Here is a 14,812-nt window from a genome sequence, read left to right on the forward strand (position 1 = left end):
TGTTAAAGAGCGGTTGGTTAAGATCTTTCGTCTCAACCGAGGCGCGCATTCTACAGCAGCCTCTGTTGCTGTCAAGCAGTAAATTTCAAATTTTCTTCATGAAATTCAACTACTTGCCGCCAACTCAGTTTCAAACTCCTCGTTAGCGGGAGGCGAATAATACAGTGTTTTATTCGGTGGTCAACCACCTGTTGTAATTATTTTTACCTAATCCATGCGGCTTAGGCGCAGTACCGACTTCTGCCTCATGAGCAATCCAGGCTTTGCTTGCATTCCCCGTCGACAAACCCGCCCTCTTTACCAGCTGCGCTATGATCGCGCCCCTCTGCGCCAAGAGTCTTGAACGGGATGTCTATGTCTTTGCCACTAGCTGACGCTCATCAATCACTACCACCCGTACTCGCCGGCCCGTTATTGCGGCGCCTGGAACCAGCGCGGCTGGTGCTCTGGCTGGTCGGGTCGCGTGCGCTGGCGCTGACGCTGCGCCTGCAGGGCATCGATATCCGCCTCGATGCGGATCAATGCACGATCATTCCCGTCGGCACTCATGCCTTTATTCATCTTCTAGATGTACCACTGAACACCGCCCTGCCCTGCGACACGCTGATCGAGTACGACCTGCTGATCACCGAGGCGGATGGCGCTCCGTCGGGCATCGCCGAGTGGGCACCTCACCTACTATATGGCGAAGCGCGCTGCCCGAACTTTGTGTTGCGCTCACAGATCGATCAGTTGCTGCATGGCTCCTGCCGTAAACCTCACCATCCGGCGGCCGATGGCTTGCTGTGTGTCGACCGGTTGCTCGCGTCAGAGCCGGACGCAAGCAAGCGTCCTGCTCTATTAATGATGAGCGGCGATCAGGTGTATGCAGATGATGTCGCGGGGCCAATGCTGCGTGCGATTCATGCCTTGATCGAACGCCTGGGGCTGTTCGACGAACACCTCGACGGTGCGGTGGTCAACGACAGTGCCAGACTCTACGAACATCCTGCCAGTTACTACCATCGCGCGGATTTGTTACCGGTGCTTGAGAGCAACGAAACCCTGCGCGAGCGATTTTTCGGTGGGGCGCGTAAGCCGATTTTCACCAGCAGCAGCGCCGACAATCATTTGGTGACCTTCGCCGAAGTCATGGCGATGTACCTGCTGGTGTGGTCGCCAACGTCCTGGACGCTGATCGCGCCGCAACCACCGACACTGACGCCCGAACGACGCAAGCGTTATGCCCTGGAGCAGACGCGCATCGATGGGTTCAAGGCGGGGTTGGGTGGCGTCGCGCGGACGATGGCGCATTTGCCATGCCTGATGATTTTCGACGACCACGATATTACCGATGACTGGAATCTTTCCGCGCAATGGGAGGAAACGGCCTACAACCATCCGTTCTCCAAGCGCATCATCGGCAACGCGCTGCTTGCTTATATGTTGTGTCAGGGTTGGGGTAACAACCCGGATGCGTTTGACAGAGTACTGGAAAAAGCCCGGTTATTGAGCGTCACGGGGCAAGACCATCACCTCGACAGCGAGGTCCAGGACGAATTGATCGATGAACTGCTGAGTTTTCAGCAGTGGCATTACGTGCTGCCCACCCGCCCGGCGCTGGTGGTGCTCGACACCCGCACCCGGCGCTGGCGCAGCGAGATCAACCTCAAACAGCCGTCGGGCCTGCTGGATTGGGAAGCGCTCAGTGAGCTGCAACAGGAATTGCTCGATCATCCTTCGGCGATCATCGTTTCACCGGCGCCGATCTTCGGCGTCAAACTGATCGAAACGGTGCAGCGAGTGTTTAGCTGGTGCGGTTACCCACTGCTGGTGGACGCCGAAAACTGGATGGCCCACCGCGGCGCGGCGCAGGTGATCCTGAACATTTTCCGACACTCCCGCACCCCCGGTAACTACGTGGTGCTGTCCGGTGATGTGCATTATTCCTTCGTCTATGAAGTATTGATCCGACACCGCAAGGCCGGTCCGCGTATCTGGCAGATCACCAGCAGCGGCATCAAAAACGAATTCCCACCCGCCCTGCTCGAATGGTTCGACCGCCTCAACCGTTGGCTCTACTCGCCCCGCTCACCGCTTAACTGGCTGACCAAACGCCGACGCATGCGCATTGTTCCGCACATTCCCGAACACGCCGAAGCTGGGGAACGGCTGTGGAACTCGGCAGGAATTGGCCAAGTGTTCTTCAATGAAAAGGGCCAGCCACAGGATATTTATCAATTTAACGCGGATGGATCGCCGAAGACGCGAATGATTGCGCCAGAAATGTCCGAAACAGCCGACTGACGTTGCACGAATGACCATGAGCAATCATTACCCGGCCACCCTGAACCTCACTCGAACCCTGATCATCGGCAACTCCGGCTCGGGCAAGAGCTGGCTGGCCAAACGACTGGCCGAGCATCTGCAAGTGCCCTGGATTGATCTCGACCTGATGCACTGGGCATCTGATGAACACAGCATCGCCCGTCCCCGCGCCGAGGCATTGGGAATGGCGCGGGTGGCGGCGAGTGAAGAGCGTTGGATTATCGAGGGTGTTTACGGCTGGATGGTCAGCGAACTTGTGGAGCAGGCCACTGCGCTGATCTGGCTGTGTCTGGAGGACGAAGATTGCGTGAGCAACATTCGCCAGCGAGAAGCGACGCGGGACGAGAAGGAAGAGTTGATGATTGCGTTACTCGATTGGGCCGGTAGCTACCGTACTCGCGAAGACTCCAGTGGGTTTGCCGCGCATCAGCGTTTGTTTGAAGGGTTTAGCGGTTCGAAACGCCAACTGATGAATCAGGCTGAAGTCTCGGCTTTCGTCAGTGCGGTGCAACCAACCGACTGATCGTCCCTGCCGTTTTCTGCGTGCGAATCGGACTCCTACATTGGCCACGACTAGCTGGCGAGATTGTCAGAATGGGATTACATCGTTCGCAGAAACGTCTTGAAGAAGCTTCAGCGATACTTTAACCCAAGCGTGGATATGTCATCTGCGGAATGACCACTCGTAGGTGTCGCCTTGTCATCATGTACTCATTTCTGTACGTTCTTTGCATTGAGCGAGGACTACAACATGCAAACCATCAACTACACCACCGCACGTGCACATCTGGCCGAAACCATGGATCGGGTCAACGAAGACCGTGCCCCATTGCTGGTTACCCGCCAGAAAGGCGAACCTGTGGTGATGATGTCTCTGGCGGAGTACAACGCTCTCGAAGAGACAGCCTATCTGCTCCGTTCTCCAGCCAATGCCGAGCGACTGATCAAATCAATCGGCAACCTACGAGCAGGGAAAACCAAAGTCAGGCAACTCATCGAAGAATGAATATCGAGTTCACTCCTGAAGGCTGGGACGACTATTTGTGGTTTCAGCAAAACGATAAGGCCGGGCTCAAACGAATCAACCTGCTGATCAAGGCGATCCTGCGTGAGCCCTTCGAAGGATTGGGCAAACCTGAACCGCTCAAACACAACCTGAGCGGCCTCTGGTCACGCCGAATCACCTCCGAGCATCGTCTGGTTTATGCAATCGAGAATGGTGAGGTGCGCATCGTGCTTTGCAGGTATCACTACTGAGCACATTCAGGCCGCTTTCACCGCCCGCCCCACCCCTCTGACAATCATTTCCACTTCCCGCTCATCGATCGTCAGCGGTGGCAGCAGGCGAATGGTCTTGCCCCGTGTCACGTTGATCAGCAAACCGTGATCCCGTGCGGCGATCAGGGTCAGGTCGCGGATTGGTTGGGCGAGTTCGATGCCGATCATCAAGCCCTGGCCGCGGATCGCCAGGACGTTCGGGTCGTCGGCCAGTTCGACGCGCAATCTGGCAAGCAGGCGTTCGCCCTGAAGTCTGGCGTTTTCCAGCAGGCCTTGTTCCTCGATGATCTCCAGCACGGTGCAACCCACCCGACATGCCAGCGGATTGCCGCCGAATGTACTGCCGTGGCTGCCGGGTGTGAACAAATCTGCGGCTCTGCCCCGGGCCAGGCAGGCGCCGATGGGCACTCCGTTACCCAGGCCTTTGGCCAAGGTCATGACGTCCGGGATGATGCCTTCGTGCTGGAATGCAAACCACTGGCCGGTACGGCCGATGCCGGTCTGGATTTCGTCGAGCATCATTAACCAGGCGCGCCGGTCACAGAGCTCGCGCACCGCTTTGAGATAACCGGGCGGCGCCACTTGCACACCACTTTCGCCCTGAATCGGCTCCATCAGAATCGCCACAATGCGTGGGCCGTGGGCTTTCTGCGCCTTCTCCAGGGCGGCGAGGTCGCCGAACGGCACTTTGATGAAATCCCCCGGTAACTCGTTAAACCCCAGGCGCACCGCCGGGCCATCACTGGCCGACAAGGTGCCGAGGGTCCGGCCGTGGAAAGCGTTCTCCATGACCACTACCAGCGGCTGCTCGATGCCTTTGTGCCAGCCGTAAAGCCGCGCCAGTTTCAGCGCGGTTTCATTGGCTTCGGCGCCGGAATTATTGAAGAACGCCCGCTCCATGCCCGACAGCCGAACCAGTTTCTGCGCCAGCCGCTGTTGCCAGTCGATGCTGTACAGGTTGGAAGTGTGCAACAGCAACCCGGCCTGTTCGCTGATGGCCGACACGATTCGCGGATGGGAATGGCCGACGTTGGTCACCGCCACACCCGCCACCGCGTCCAGGTATTCACGACCGGCCTGATCCCACAGGCGCGTGCCCAGGCCTTTGTTGAAACTCAGGGCCAGTGGTTGGTAAGTGCTCATCAGGCAGGTGGCGGTCATGACATCAAGCTCCATCAATGGTCGGTGTTTTTGCAGTATGGTTAGCCACCTGAGCTGGATAAACACTGCAACACTTCAATCATTTTAAAGCTGGGCTTGATAATGGATTTATTCCAGGCAATGACGGTTTACGTAAGAGTGGTGGAGGCCGGCAGCATGACCGCCGCCGCTTTGCAGTGCGAAATGTCCACGACCATGGTCGGTAATCACCTGCGGGCTCTGGAGCAACGCCTGGGTGTGCGCTTGCTCAACCGTACGACACGGCGTCAGCGTTTGACGGAATTCGGCACGGCGTACTATCAGCGGTGTCTCGAAGTGCTGGGGCTGGTGGCTGATTCCGAACGCCTGGCCGAACAAACCCTCGATGAGCCGAGCGGCACTCTGCGCATCACCGCACCGCTGACCTTCGGCACAGAACGGCTCGCGCCGGCCCTGAGCGAATTCACCCTGCGCTGTCCGCAAGTCAAACTCGACGTCGTTTTGACCAACCAGCGCCTGGACTTGCTCGACAACGGTTTCGATGTGGCGATTCGTCTGGGCACTACCGAACTGTCCAACATGATTTCTCGCCCGCTCATCGACTACACGATGACCCTGTGCGCATCGAAGGATTATCTGGAGCGTCGAGGCACACCGGAGAAACCCGCCGACCTGCAACACCATGACTGTTTGGCCTTCGCCTACCCGGCCGGAGATGACTGGCACTCGGTAGCCAAACAATGGCGCCTGAAGGGGCCCGAAGGTGAAGTCATGGTGGCGGTCAGCGGGCCGATGTTGATCAACAGCTCGGCGGGGTTGCATCAAGCGGCGCGAACCGGCATGGGCATCGTGATGGTGCCCGATGCGCTGGTGGAGCAAGACCTTCGGGACGGAAAACTGGTGGCCTTGATGCAGGACTACCAACTGCCAAGTCGGCCGATGAACCTGGTGTATGCCCAGGACCGCTACCGTTTGCCGAAATTGCGCAGCTTCGTTGACTTTGCACTGCAGTGGTGGGGCAAGCACTAGCCGGGGCAATACGCCATGAACTAATCTTCTCGACTGACGAGTCACGTTAATATCAGGACGGCAGGGAGACCGATGATGGGTGAGGCATCGAAAATCGAGCCGTTGAAGTTCGATCTGTCAGATTTTAACGAAGACATGCTGCACACCATTCTGGAACTGGTCAGCGATGGTATCTGGGACTGGAACGCCAACACCGGGTTCGTCTATCGCAACCCCGGGTGGTACGAGATGCTCGGCTATACGCCTCATTCCCTGGATAACAATGTGTTGACCTGGGAAAACGTGATCCACCCCGACGATTATTCGCGGGTCATGGCGTTGTTTGATGACTACCTGGATCAGCGCGCTCCCGGTTATCAGGCCGAGTATCGCTGCCGCATGCGCGATGGCACTTACACCTGGATCGAGGATCGCGGCTACGTGCTGGCACGTAATGCCGACGGCTCGGTGGCGCGAATGATCGGCGCGCACCGCAGCATCGAAGACAAGAAACGCCTGATCGAAGAAATGGAGCGGCGTAATCAATCCCTGGAAGCCATCGTCAAAGAACGCACTCGGGAGTTGTCCCGGGTCAATCAGCAGTTACAGATTCAACTCGAAGAAAATCGCAAATTGGCAGAAACCGATGTGCTGACCGGCATCGCCAATCGTTATCGACTGGAGAAAACCCTGCCCAAGGAATGCGACCGCGCCCAACGCTTCCGCGAACCCCTGTCGCTGATCGCCATGGACCTCGATGACTTCAAAAACATCAACGATCACTACGGTCACGCCCTGGGAGATGCAGCGTTGGTGCAAGTGATCGAGAGTGTGAAGCACTGCGTGCGCAAAGGCGACCTGTTGGCGCGCTGGGGCGGTGACGAATTCATCCTGATTTTGCCCAATACCTTGTTGGCCGACGCCAGGTCACTCGCTGAAAGAATCCGTCATGGCCTGGCGAGCCTGCTGCCGGTCGGGGACTATCAAGTGACCATGAGTTTTGGCGTGGTGCAGCGCTTTGAAGAAGAACAACAGACCGGGTTGCTGGCCAGGGCCGATCAGGCGTTGTATCGGTCGAAAATCGCGGGCAAGAACCTGATTTCTGGGTGAGGCGACTCCGTCCTGTCAGCCGCCCTGCATGCCCGCTTTCACCAATACTGGTTTTTCCTGATACCGATCCGGATACAGTTGCTTCAACTGAGCCACTTTCGGCAGGTCATTGATCACGATGTAGGGGTACGTCGGGTGCTCGGTCAGAAAATCCTGATGTTCCTCCTCCGCCGGGTAGAAACCGTTGTAGCTTTCCAGCTTGGTGACAATCGGTTTGTTGAACGAATGGGCAGCACCGAGCTGGGTGATGTAGGCCTGGGCGACGCGTTGCTGTTCGGTGCTTTTCGGGAATAGCGCCGACCGATACTGAGTGCCTCGGTCCGGGCCCTGGCGGTTGAGTTCGGTGGGGTTGTGGGCCACCGAGAAATAGATCTGCAGCAGGCTTCCGTAACTGACCTGAGCAGGATCGAAGGTCACTTCGACAGCCTCCGCATGGCCGGTGTCACCCTCGCTGACCCGCTCGTATTGAGCGGTATTGGCTGCGCCACCGGCATAACCGGAAACCGCATTTTTCACCCCTTTGACATGCTGAAACACGCCTTGGACGCCCCAGAAGCAACCACCGGCAAAAACCGCCGTTTCGCTGTGCGCCTGGGTGGTTTCGTCAAGCGTCGGCGCCGGGATGATGACCGCCTCTTCGGCGCCTGCGAACGAGAATGCAGAGCACTGACCGATAACGCTGGCGGCGGCCAAACCCAGAAATGTGCGACGCCAGTTGAATGGGGTTTTCATGGGCTGTCTCCTGAATGAATGGGGGCTATCAACCAAAGGTAAACGCATACGCCGACACACCCGGGTCGAGAAACTCGATGCTGAAAGTCCGGTCCATTACGCCTGTGGTCTGGCGTACCAGTTGATACAACCGCTGCTCGGTGACGCTGCCGCTGCCATCAGGCGCGACGTCGATACCGTGGGCATCACCTGGGGGCTTGCCGTCGATCAACACTTTGAAACGCACCGGTTTGCCGTCAGCACCGGGGCCCAACACCAAGTGCAAGTCGCGAGCGTGAAACCGATAGACGATACGACTGGCCGCAGCGTTTGAAACGGCCCGCTCCGGACCGACAGCCCATTGACCATCCAGGCTCCAGTCATTGAGGGCCAGTTGTGACGGTGGCTTATAGGCAGTCGCCTTGTCCGGCACCAGGCTGGTTTCAGAGGCGAAATGCTCCATCCGTCGGTAGCCGACATAGGTTTCGGGGGATTGCACTTCACTCATGTCCGGGGCGAGTTGAACACCCTGGGCGTTGGCATTGATCAGCCCCTGCGCGACTTTCGCAGCTCCCGCCTCACGCAACAGTTGCTGAATCACTTGTTCGGATTCGGCGTACTTGCCTTCACCAAAATGGTGATAACGAATGCGTCCCTGAGCATCGGCAAAGTAATGGGCCGGCCAGTATTCATTGTTGAAAGCACGCCAGATCTTGTAGTCATTATCAATGGCCACCGGGTAGGTGATGCCCAGGTCCTTCATGGCTTTGGTGACATTGCCCACATCCCGTTCGAAGGCAAACTCGGGCGCATGGACACCGATCACCACCAAACCCTGATCGCGATACTTCTCGGCCCAGGCCTTCACATACGGCAGGGTGCGCAGGCAGTTGATGCAGGAGTAAGTCCAGAAATCCACCAGCACGACCTTGCCCTTCAACGCCTGGGCGGTGAGTGGGGGCGAGTTGAGCCATTGCACGGCGCCATCCAGGGATGGAAGGCTGCCCTCAATCGGCAGCGCGTTCGGCGCCTTCGCGGTCACTTTCATCGCATCGCCAGCGGCCATCATGCTGCCGGCGGGTTGATCGCCGGCCCGTGGAATCTGCGCCATCATTGTCCCGCTGTTGGCCGGTGTCTTACTGGCCAATCGGTTAACCAGCACCTGCTCGATGCCGCCGGTGGACGCCGTCGAAACCCGCGCCAGAATCCCGGTATCCAGCCCAAGGGCAATCGCCACCACACCAACCAGCATCGCGACGCCCAGGCCACGACGTAGCCACTCGCCAGCGCCTATCGAGCGCTTCATTGCGGCGAAGACCTTACCGCCCAGCAGCAGTGCCGCAGCGAGAGAAGTGGCGGTGCCGGCCGCGTAAGCCAATAACAACAGGGTGGTCGCGATGCTTGCCCCTTGCAGCGCCGCACCGGTCAGCAGCAAACCCAGAATCGGCCCGGCGCAGGGTGCCCAGAGCAGGCCCGTGGCGACGCCGATCAGGAATGAAGCGCCGGGACGCGGCCGGGAATCTACGCCCGCGGCTTGCGACAGCCGACCGCCGGCCGCCACCAATGGACGCGTCAGGCGTTCGGCCAGCTGCGGCAGCAACAGCGTCAACCCGAACAGTGCAACGAACAGCAACGCGAGCCAGCGACCGTATTGATTGACTTGCACCACCCAACCGCCGCCCACCGCCGCCAACGAGGCGACGAGCGCGAAGGTCAGCGCCATCCCCGCCAGCAGCGGCAAGCCACTTTTCATAAACGGCTGCCCGGTACGAGCGAAGACAAAGGGCAATACCGGCAGAATGCACGGGCTGACAATCGTCAGCACACCACCGAGATAAGCGAGGACCAGAAGCCACATATCGTCGACCTGCATGAAGTGAGTGAAAGGAAGTGCCCATGGATCACGCCTGTGGCTTGAAGGTCAGCGCCAGGCCGTTCATGCAGTAGCGCAGACCGGTGGGCTTTGGCCCATCCTCGAAGACATGCCCCAGATGACCGCCGCAACGACGACAGTGCACCTCTTCGCGCAATACACCGAAGGAGCGGTCCTGTCGGGTGGCCACCGCGTTGTCCAGGGGGGCCCAGAAACTCGGCCAGCCAGTACGACTGTCGAACTTGGTGTCGGAAGAAAACAACGGCAGATCACAACCGGCGCAGGCAAAAACGCCCTTGCGGTGCTCGTTGTTCAGCGGGCTGCTGTAGGCCCGTTCGGTGCCCTCTTCGCGCAGTATTTCGTACTGCTCGGCGCTGAGCCGGGCACGCCATTCGCTGTCGCTGTGGGTCACCTCGAAAACCTCCTGCGCGCGGGCTTCATCGACCAGCGCAACGCTTGTGGAAAATTTTGGCAATACACCGATCACCAGGGCTGCAGCCCCCAGCCCGCCGCTCGCTACAAGAAACTGTCGCCGTGAAAACATGGCCTTCTCCAAAATTCCAGGTGCCTTGCATGGAACACAGCCTAGGCTTGAGTTGATCGCCAAATCCTCACGAGGAGTTAAATAATTCGTGATAACTCAACCTCAGGAAAACCCGCACAATGTGTTCATTGCGTCACAAAGGATTGAGCTCCATGGAACAGACCAAACGCGTCCTGGTGGTCGAGGACGACCTGCACATCGCCGACCTTATCTGCCTGCATCTGCGCGATGAGCAGTTCGAGGTAGTGCACTGCGCCGACGGCGACGAGGGCATGCGTCTGTTGCAGCAAGGAAGCTGGGACGCACTGATCCTCGACCTGATGCTGCCCGGCGTCGATGGCCTGGAAATCTGCCGCCGCGCCCGGGCCATGGCCCGTTACACACCGATCATCATCACCAGTGCGCGCTCCAGCGAAGTGCATCGGATTCTGGGACTGGAGCTGGGCGCCGACGATTACCTGGCCAAACCCTTTTCCATGCTCGAGCTGGTGGCACGGGTCAAGGCACTGCTGCGACGGGTCGACGCCATGGCTCGCAATCTGAAAATGGATGCTGGCAGTCTGATCAGCGATGGCCTGTCCATCGACCCGATCACCCGTGAAGTCTCCCTCGACGGTCGGCGTCTTGACCTCACGCCACGGGAATTCGACCTGCTGTACTTCTTTGTCCGTCAGCCCGGCAAAGTCTTCTCGCGCATGGACCTGCTCAATGCGGTGTGGGGCTACAGCCACGAAGGCTATGAACACACGGTCAACACTCATATCAACCGCCTGCGGGCAAAGATCGAGGCCGATCCGGCGCAACCGGCGCGCATCCTCACGGTGTGGGGCCGTGGCTACAAATTCGCAGCAAGCGGAGAGCAGCCATGAGGCTGACCCTGACTCAGCGCCTGTCCCTGGTGTTCGCCGTGCTGTTGCTGGTGTGCTACGGCACCTCGGCATGGATGCAGGTGCGTTCCAGTCAGATGCATGAACTGGAAGTGGTGCAAGGCTTGTCGCGGGATCTGGCGCAACACATTGCCCACGACACCGTGCTGATGGACCGCAATGGCCCGATGCCCAATGCCGTGCGCGAACTGTTCAGCCAACTGATGCTGGTCAATCCCAGTGTAGAAGTCTATCTGCTGGATACCGGGGGCCGAATTGTCGGCAGCGCCGCGCCCGAGGGGCGGATACGCCGGGAGCAGGTCGATCTGGCGCCGATCCAGCGGTTGCTCAAAGGCGAGGCATTGCCGATTCTCGGCGACGATCCGCGCAGCGTCGACGGTCGCAAGGTGTTCAGCGCCGCGCCTTTGCGGGTCAACGGTCAGCCGGCCGGTTATCTATATGTGGTGTTGCTCAGCGAAGCGCATGACCGCTTCGCCGAACGCGGTGCCACCAGCGCCGCGCTCAATACCGCATTGTTGTCCATTGGGCTGGTGGCGTTGCTGTGCCTGATTGCCGGCCTCACGGCATTTGCCCTGATCACCCGGCCATTGCGTCGTTTGACCGAGAAAGTCAGTCAGTTTGATATCAACGGTGTTCCGACCGCTTCGCCCGAACCTGAGCCGGAGCCGATAGAAAAGGCCGCCAGCCATGATGAGATAGCCGTACTCGACGCGGCCTTTCGGCAGATGCAAGCGCGCCTCGGTGAACAATGGCGCTCGCTGACCCGTCAGGATCAGGAGCGTCGCGAACTGGTGGCCAACATCTCCCACGACCTGCGCACACCGCTGGCCTCGCTGCACGGTTACCTGGAAACCCTGTCGCTCAAGGACGCCACCTTGTCCCCCGCCGATCGCCGTCGTTATCTGGGAATCGCCCTGGATCAAAGCCGCAAGGTTGGCGGCCTGGCGCAATCACTGCTGGAACTGGTGCGGCTGGAACACGGTTTCGTGCAACCGGTGCTGGAGCGTTTCTCCCTGACCGATCTGGTGCAGGACATTTTTCAGAAGTTCGAACTCAGCGCCGAAGCGCGCCAGATTGAACTCAAGGCCACCTTCGCCCCCAACGTCGCCGTGGCCTGCGCTGACCTGGGGCTGATCGAGCGGGTGCTGACCAACCTGTTCGATAACGCCCTGCGCCACACCCCCCAAGGTGGAGAAATCGAACTCAGCCTCCGCCCTCAAGGGTCTTTTATCGAAGTGACCGTCAGCGACACCGGCCCCGGCATAACCCCCGAATTACGCGAAGGTCTGTTTCTGCGTCCATTCAACATTGGCGGCGCACGGCGCGATGGCGGGCTGGGATTGCGGATCGTGCACCGGATACTGCAATTGCACGGTCGCGAGATCGAGCTGATCGATGTGCCGGGACGCGGCGCGACTTTTCGCTTCTCCTTGCCGGTGGATGAGCAAACGGCGGAGCAGTGGATGACTCGTTCGATGAATATGAATTCGACGGGGAAATAGTCGATAGCATCGGCCATGGCAGCAGCTATTATCCGGACTCTTCATTCCCGGCACGGATGCTATGTAATGCTCAACACCCTGCAAAACACCCCTCTATGGGTTTATGCGATCTTTCTGCTGCTCTGTTACTACGGCGTCAAAGCCTTGTCCCCCACCCATGAAAGCAAAACGTCGTTGCTTGTCACTCCACCGCTGTTGCTCGGCTGGTCGTTGTACTCGCTGAACCTGACGCTGAGCCCTCAAATATCGATTGGCTGCTGGTTGGCCGCCGTCATTCTGGGCAGCCTCGCGGCACTGGTTGTATTTGCGCGCAAAGGTATTGAGCTGGATGATCCGGAAACCGGGCTGATCGTGCCGGGCACGGTTAAAACACTGGTGCTCTACCTGCTGTTTTTTGCCGTGAACTATTACTTCGGCTATCAGGATGAGGTGCATCCGGAGTTCGCCGTCACGGTTGAGATGGTGCTGCTCAAGGCTACGGCGTCGGGTTTTGTCTGCGGACTGATCAGCGGGCGGGCGCTGAAACTTTATCGGGTGCTGCTGACACTCCAGGCAAAACGCCCGCAGATGTCAGTCGGCTAAAAGCGCTCTCACCAAAAATGCAGACCAGCCACCGGTTCATCCGTGACAACACAGCGCTGGTCCAATAGATTAGGCGGCCTGAAAAAGCCCCGTGCTTTCTCGCCTCAATCCAAGTTAAAGAAGTAGTGAAATTTCAATGTCCGATTCCAATACCGCTGAATCCGTAGTCACCTTGTCGTCCAAAGCGGAATACGAAAACTCCATCAATCTTTCACAACACGTGCCTCAGGCCAAGACCATCAGCGAGATGGTTCTGGACGCTTTTCAATCCACCCGGGAAAGCGACCAGATCCGCGAACTGCGCGCCGCGATTCGCCAGGCTCACGACAGCTTCGATGACGATAAAGCCTACGAATTGATGGGCGAACTCAAGCAATTGAAAGACGCCGAAGCGGCCGATATTGCCGCCCTGGAAGACCTGAGCAGCAAATTCCCGATCAGCCGCATTCTGTCCAGCTTCAAGGACGACCCGGCGTTCCAGGAAATCGTTTATGGCCTGGCGCTGAAAGTGCTGAACCAGACTCACCAAGCCATCAGCAACCCGAGCAGCGGCAAGAGCAAAGCGGCTCGCGCCAAAAAAGAAGTCGAAGTGTTCACCATCAGCAAGGACGGCATCAGCGTCACCCTGCCCCTGCGCACCCCACGCTCGCGCCTGAACGTTGACCGTGAAGCGCTGGAATTCCTGGGCTTCACTTTCGTCGGTGAAGGCGAAGAAGCGGAGCTGGAAAGCGAAACGTTCCTGGACAACGCCGGGGCCGAACAAGCGGTCAACCGCAAGAACATCATCACCGCGCTTCAGCAACAAACCGCGTTCGACGGCTACAGCATCACTGCGCAATAACGCTAAACGCTGCACACAAAAATCCCCGCCATCAGAGCGGGGATTTTTATTGCCTGTATGCCAATCGTAATTAAACGAAAAAGCCCCGCCTTTCTCTCGAAAGGCGGGGCTTTTCTTTACAGCATCCGACGCTTAAGGCGCGTACGTCAGCAACAACTCGCTCGGCACTTTGAAGTCCAGGGACATCATCACGCTCAACGCGGTAATGGTGAAGATCGAGAACACGAACAGCTTGCGTGCCCAGACCGTGTCATCCACTGCCTTGTAGCCGGTCCAGGCCATGTACAGCCAGTACATGCCCATGGCCGCGGCGACGGCGAGGTAGCTCATGCCGGCGTAGCCGCTGAAGGTCAGCATCAAGGTCGCCACGAGGAAGGCCAGGATGTAGAGCAGGATGTGTTTCTTGGCCACTTCAATGCCGCGCTTCACTGGCAGCACCGGAATCGATGCGGCCAGGTAATCGTTGAAGCGGAAGATTGCGATGGCGTAGGAATGCGGCATCTGCCACAAGCTGAACATCACCAGCAACGTCAGTGCGGCCATGTCGAAGTTATTGCTGACCGCGACGTAACCGATCACCGGCGGCATCGCCCCCGACAGACTGCCCACCAGCGTGCCGTGAACCGACTTGCGCTTGAGGTACAGGCTGTAGAAGCCGACGTAGATGACAAAACCGATCACCGCGAACAACGCGGCCAACGGGTTGGCCACCTTGTACAACAACGCAACGCCGGCGACACCCAGGACGGTCGCATAAGCCAGGGCCAGTTTCAGGGAGATTAAGCCCTGGACCAGCACCCGGTTCTTGGTGCGTTCCATCTTCAGGTCGATGTCGCGGTCGATGCAGTTGTTGAACACGCAACCGGAAGCCACGACCAGGGACGTGCCGATCATCGCGGCCAGGAAAATGGCCAGATCGACATGCCCTTTGGAGGCCAGGAAAAATCCGCCTGCCACAGAAAGCACGTTACCGAAAATGATCCCCGGTTTGGTGATTTGGATAAAGTGCTTAAAGGACATCCGGACTTA

General features: G+C 58.5%; 15 protein-coding genes. 10 read left to right on the plus strand and 5 right to left on the minus strand.

The annotated features are described in order from the left end of the window. The first annotated feature begins 348 nt into the window (after positions 1 to 348). From ACCC96_RS14120 to ACCC96_RS14135, 4 genes are all read left to right on the plus strand, one after another. Positions 349 to 2,286 carry an alkaline phosphatase D family protein gene (locus tag ACCC96_RS14120; RefSeq protein ID WP_413696149.1) on the plus strand — a complete coding sequence of 646 codons (1,938 nt, stop codon included), beginning with the start codon at positions 349 to 351 and terminating at the stop codon, positions 2,284 to 2,286. A 16-nt stretch (positions 2,287 to 2,302) separates the two neighbouring features. Then, positions 2,303 to 2,830, plus strand: coding sequence for an adenylate kinase (locus ACCC96_RS14125; protein WP_413696150.1), 528 nt, complete (start codon positions 2,303 to 2,305; stop codon positions 2,828 to 2,830). A gap of 228 nt (positions 2,831 to 3,058) precedes the next feature. After that, positions 3,059 to 3,313, plus strand: a complete 255-nt coding sequence (locus ACCC96_RS14130) for a type II toxin-antitoxin system prevent-host-death family antitoxin (protein WP_007940444.1) — start codon at positions 3,059 to 3,061, stop codon at positions 3,311 to 3,313. Then, entirely contained in the window at positions 3,310 to 3,564 is a 255-nt protein-coding gene (locus tag ACCC96_RS14135) for a Txe/YoeB family addiction module toxin (protein ID WP_007940443.1), read from the plus strand. Before ACCC96_RS14130 ends, ACCC96_RS14135 begins: the two co-directional genes overlap by 4 nt. A gap of 6 nt (positions 3,565 to 3,570) precedes the next feature. Here the strand turns inward: ACCC96_RS14135 and ACCC96_RS14140 are convergent, their stop codons facing one another. Then, positions 3,571 to 4,746, minus strand: coding sequence for an aspartate aminotransferase family protein (locus tag ACCC96_RS14140; RefSeq protein WP_413696151.1), 1,176 nt, complete (start codon positions 4,744 to 4,746; stop codon positions 3,571 to 3,573). A gap of 102 nt (positions 4,747 to 4,848) precedes the next feature. Here ACCC96_RS14140 and ACCC96_RS14145 point away from each other — a divergent pair, with 102 nt between their 5' ends. Next, complete coding sequence (locus ACCC96_RS14145; RefSeq protein ID WP_138866847.1) at positions 4,849 to 5,754, plus strand: LysR family transcriptional regulator; 906 nt, start codon at positions 4,849 to 4,851, stop codon at positions 5,752 to 5,754. A gap of 75 nt (positions 5,755 to 5,829) precedes the next feature. Continuing rightward, positions 5,830 to 6,843: a sensor domain-containing diguanylate cyclase gene (locus tag ACCC96_RS14150; protein ID WP_064616222.1), complete on the plus strand. Its 1,014-nt coding sequence runs from the start codon at positions 5,830 to 5,832 to the stop codon at positions 6,841 to 6,843. Between the two features lie 15 nt (positions 6,844 to 6,858). On the opposite strand, the gene msrA is transcribed toward ACCC96_RS14150, so the two are convergent. From msrA to msrB, 3 genes are read right to left on the minus strand one after another with little or no spacing between them, the layout of a single operon-like run. Next, on the minus strand, positions 6,859 to 7,575 hold the full coding sequence (gene msrA / locus ACCC96_RS14155) for a peptide-methionine (S)-S-oxide reductase MsrA (RefSeq protein WP_413696152.1): 717 nt from the start codon (positions 7,573 to 7,575) through the stop codon (positions 6,859 to 6,861). Between the two features lie 28 nt (positions 7,576 to 7,603). After that, the gene (locus ACCC96_RS14160; RefSeq protein ID WP_413696153.1) at positions 7,604 to 9,412 is read right to left on the minus strand and encodes a cytochrome c biogenesis protein DipZ; all 1,809 of its coding nucleotides are present in this window, start codon (positions 9,410 to 9,412) and stop codon (positions 7,604 to 7,606) included. Between the two features lie 43 nt (positions 9,413 to 9,455). Further along, positions 9,456 to 9,971 (minus strand): peptide-methionine (R)-S-oxide reductase MsrB, encoded by a 516-nt coding sequence (msrB, locus tag ACCC96_RS14165; RefSeq protein WP_019651784.1) that lies wholly within the window; start codon positions 9,969 to 9,971, stop codon positions 9,456 to 9,458. Positions 9,972 to 10,123: 152 nt separating this feature from the next. Between msrB and ACCC96_RS14170 the strand changes: the two genes are divergently transcribed. From ACCC96_RS14170 to ACCC96_RS14185, 4 genes are all read left to right on the plus strand, one after another. Continuing rightward, positions 10,124 to 10,840 (plus strand): response regulator transcription factor, encoded by a 717-nt coding sequence (locus tag ACCC96_RS14170; RefSeq protein WP_018930163.1) that lies wholly within the window; start codon positions 10,124 to 10,126, stop codon positions 10,838 to 10,840. Beyond that, the gene (locus tag ACCC96_RS14175) at positions 10,837 to 12,360 is read left to right on the plus strand and encodes a sensor histidine kinase (protein ID WP_413696154.1); all 1,524 of its coding nucleotides are present in this window, start codon (positions 10,837 to 10,839) and stop codon (positions 12,358 to 12,360) included. The genes ACCC96_RS14170 and ACCC96_RS14175 overlap by 4 nt, the downstream gene beginning before the upstream one ends. A gap of 66 nt (positions 12,361 to 12,426) precedes the next feature. Next, the gene (locus ACCC96_RS14180) at positions 12,427 to 12,942 is read left to right on the plus strand and encodes a hypothetical protein (protein ID WP_258672417.1); all 516 of its coding nucleotides are present in this window, start codon (positions 12,427 to 12,429) and stop codon (positions 12,940 to 12,942) included. Between the two features lie 136 nt (positions 12,943 to 13,078). Beyond that, a complete protein-coding gene (locus ACCC96_RS14185) occupies positions 13,079 to 13,783 on the plus strand; it encodes a hypothetical protein (protein ID WP_258672416.1) in 705 nt (234 codons plus the stop codon). Positions 13,784 to 13,915: 132 nt separating this feature from the next. Here the strand turns inward: ACCC96_RS14185 and cyoE are convergent, their stop codons facing one another. Next, a complete protein-coding gene (gene cyoE, locus ACCC96_RS14190) occupies positions 13,916 to 14,803 on the minus strand; it encodes a heme o synthase (RefSeq protein ID WP_007941628.1) in 888 nt (295 codons plus the stop codon). Positions 14,804 to 14,812 lie beyond the last annotated feature (9 nt).

It is taken from the genome of Pseudomonas sp. Pseusp11 (genome assembly GCF_047304405.1).
Taxonomy (GTDB): Bacteria; Pseudomonadota; Gammaproteobacteria; order Pseudomonadales; family Pseudomonadaceae; genus Aquipseudomonas.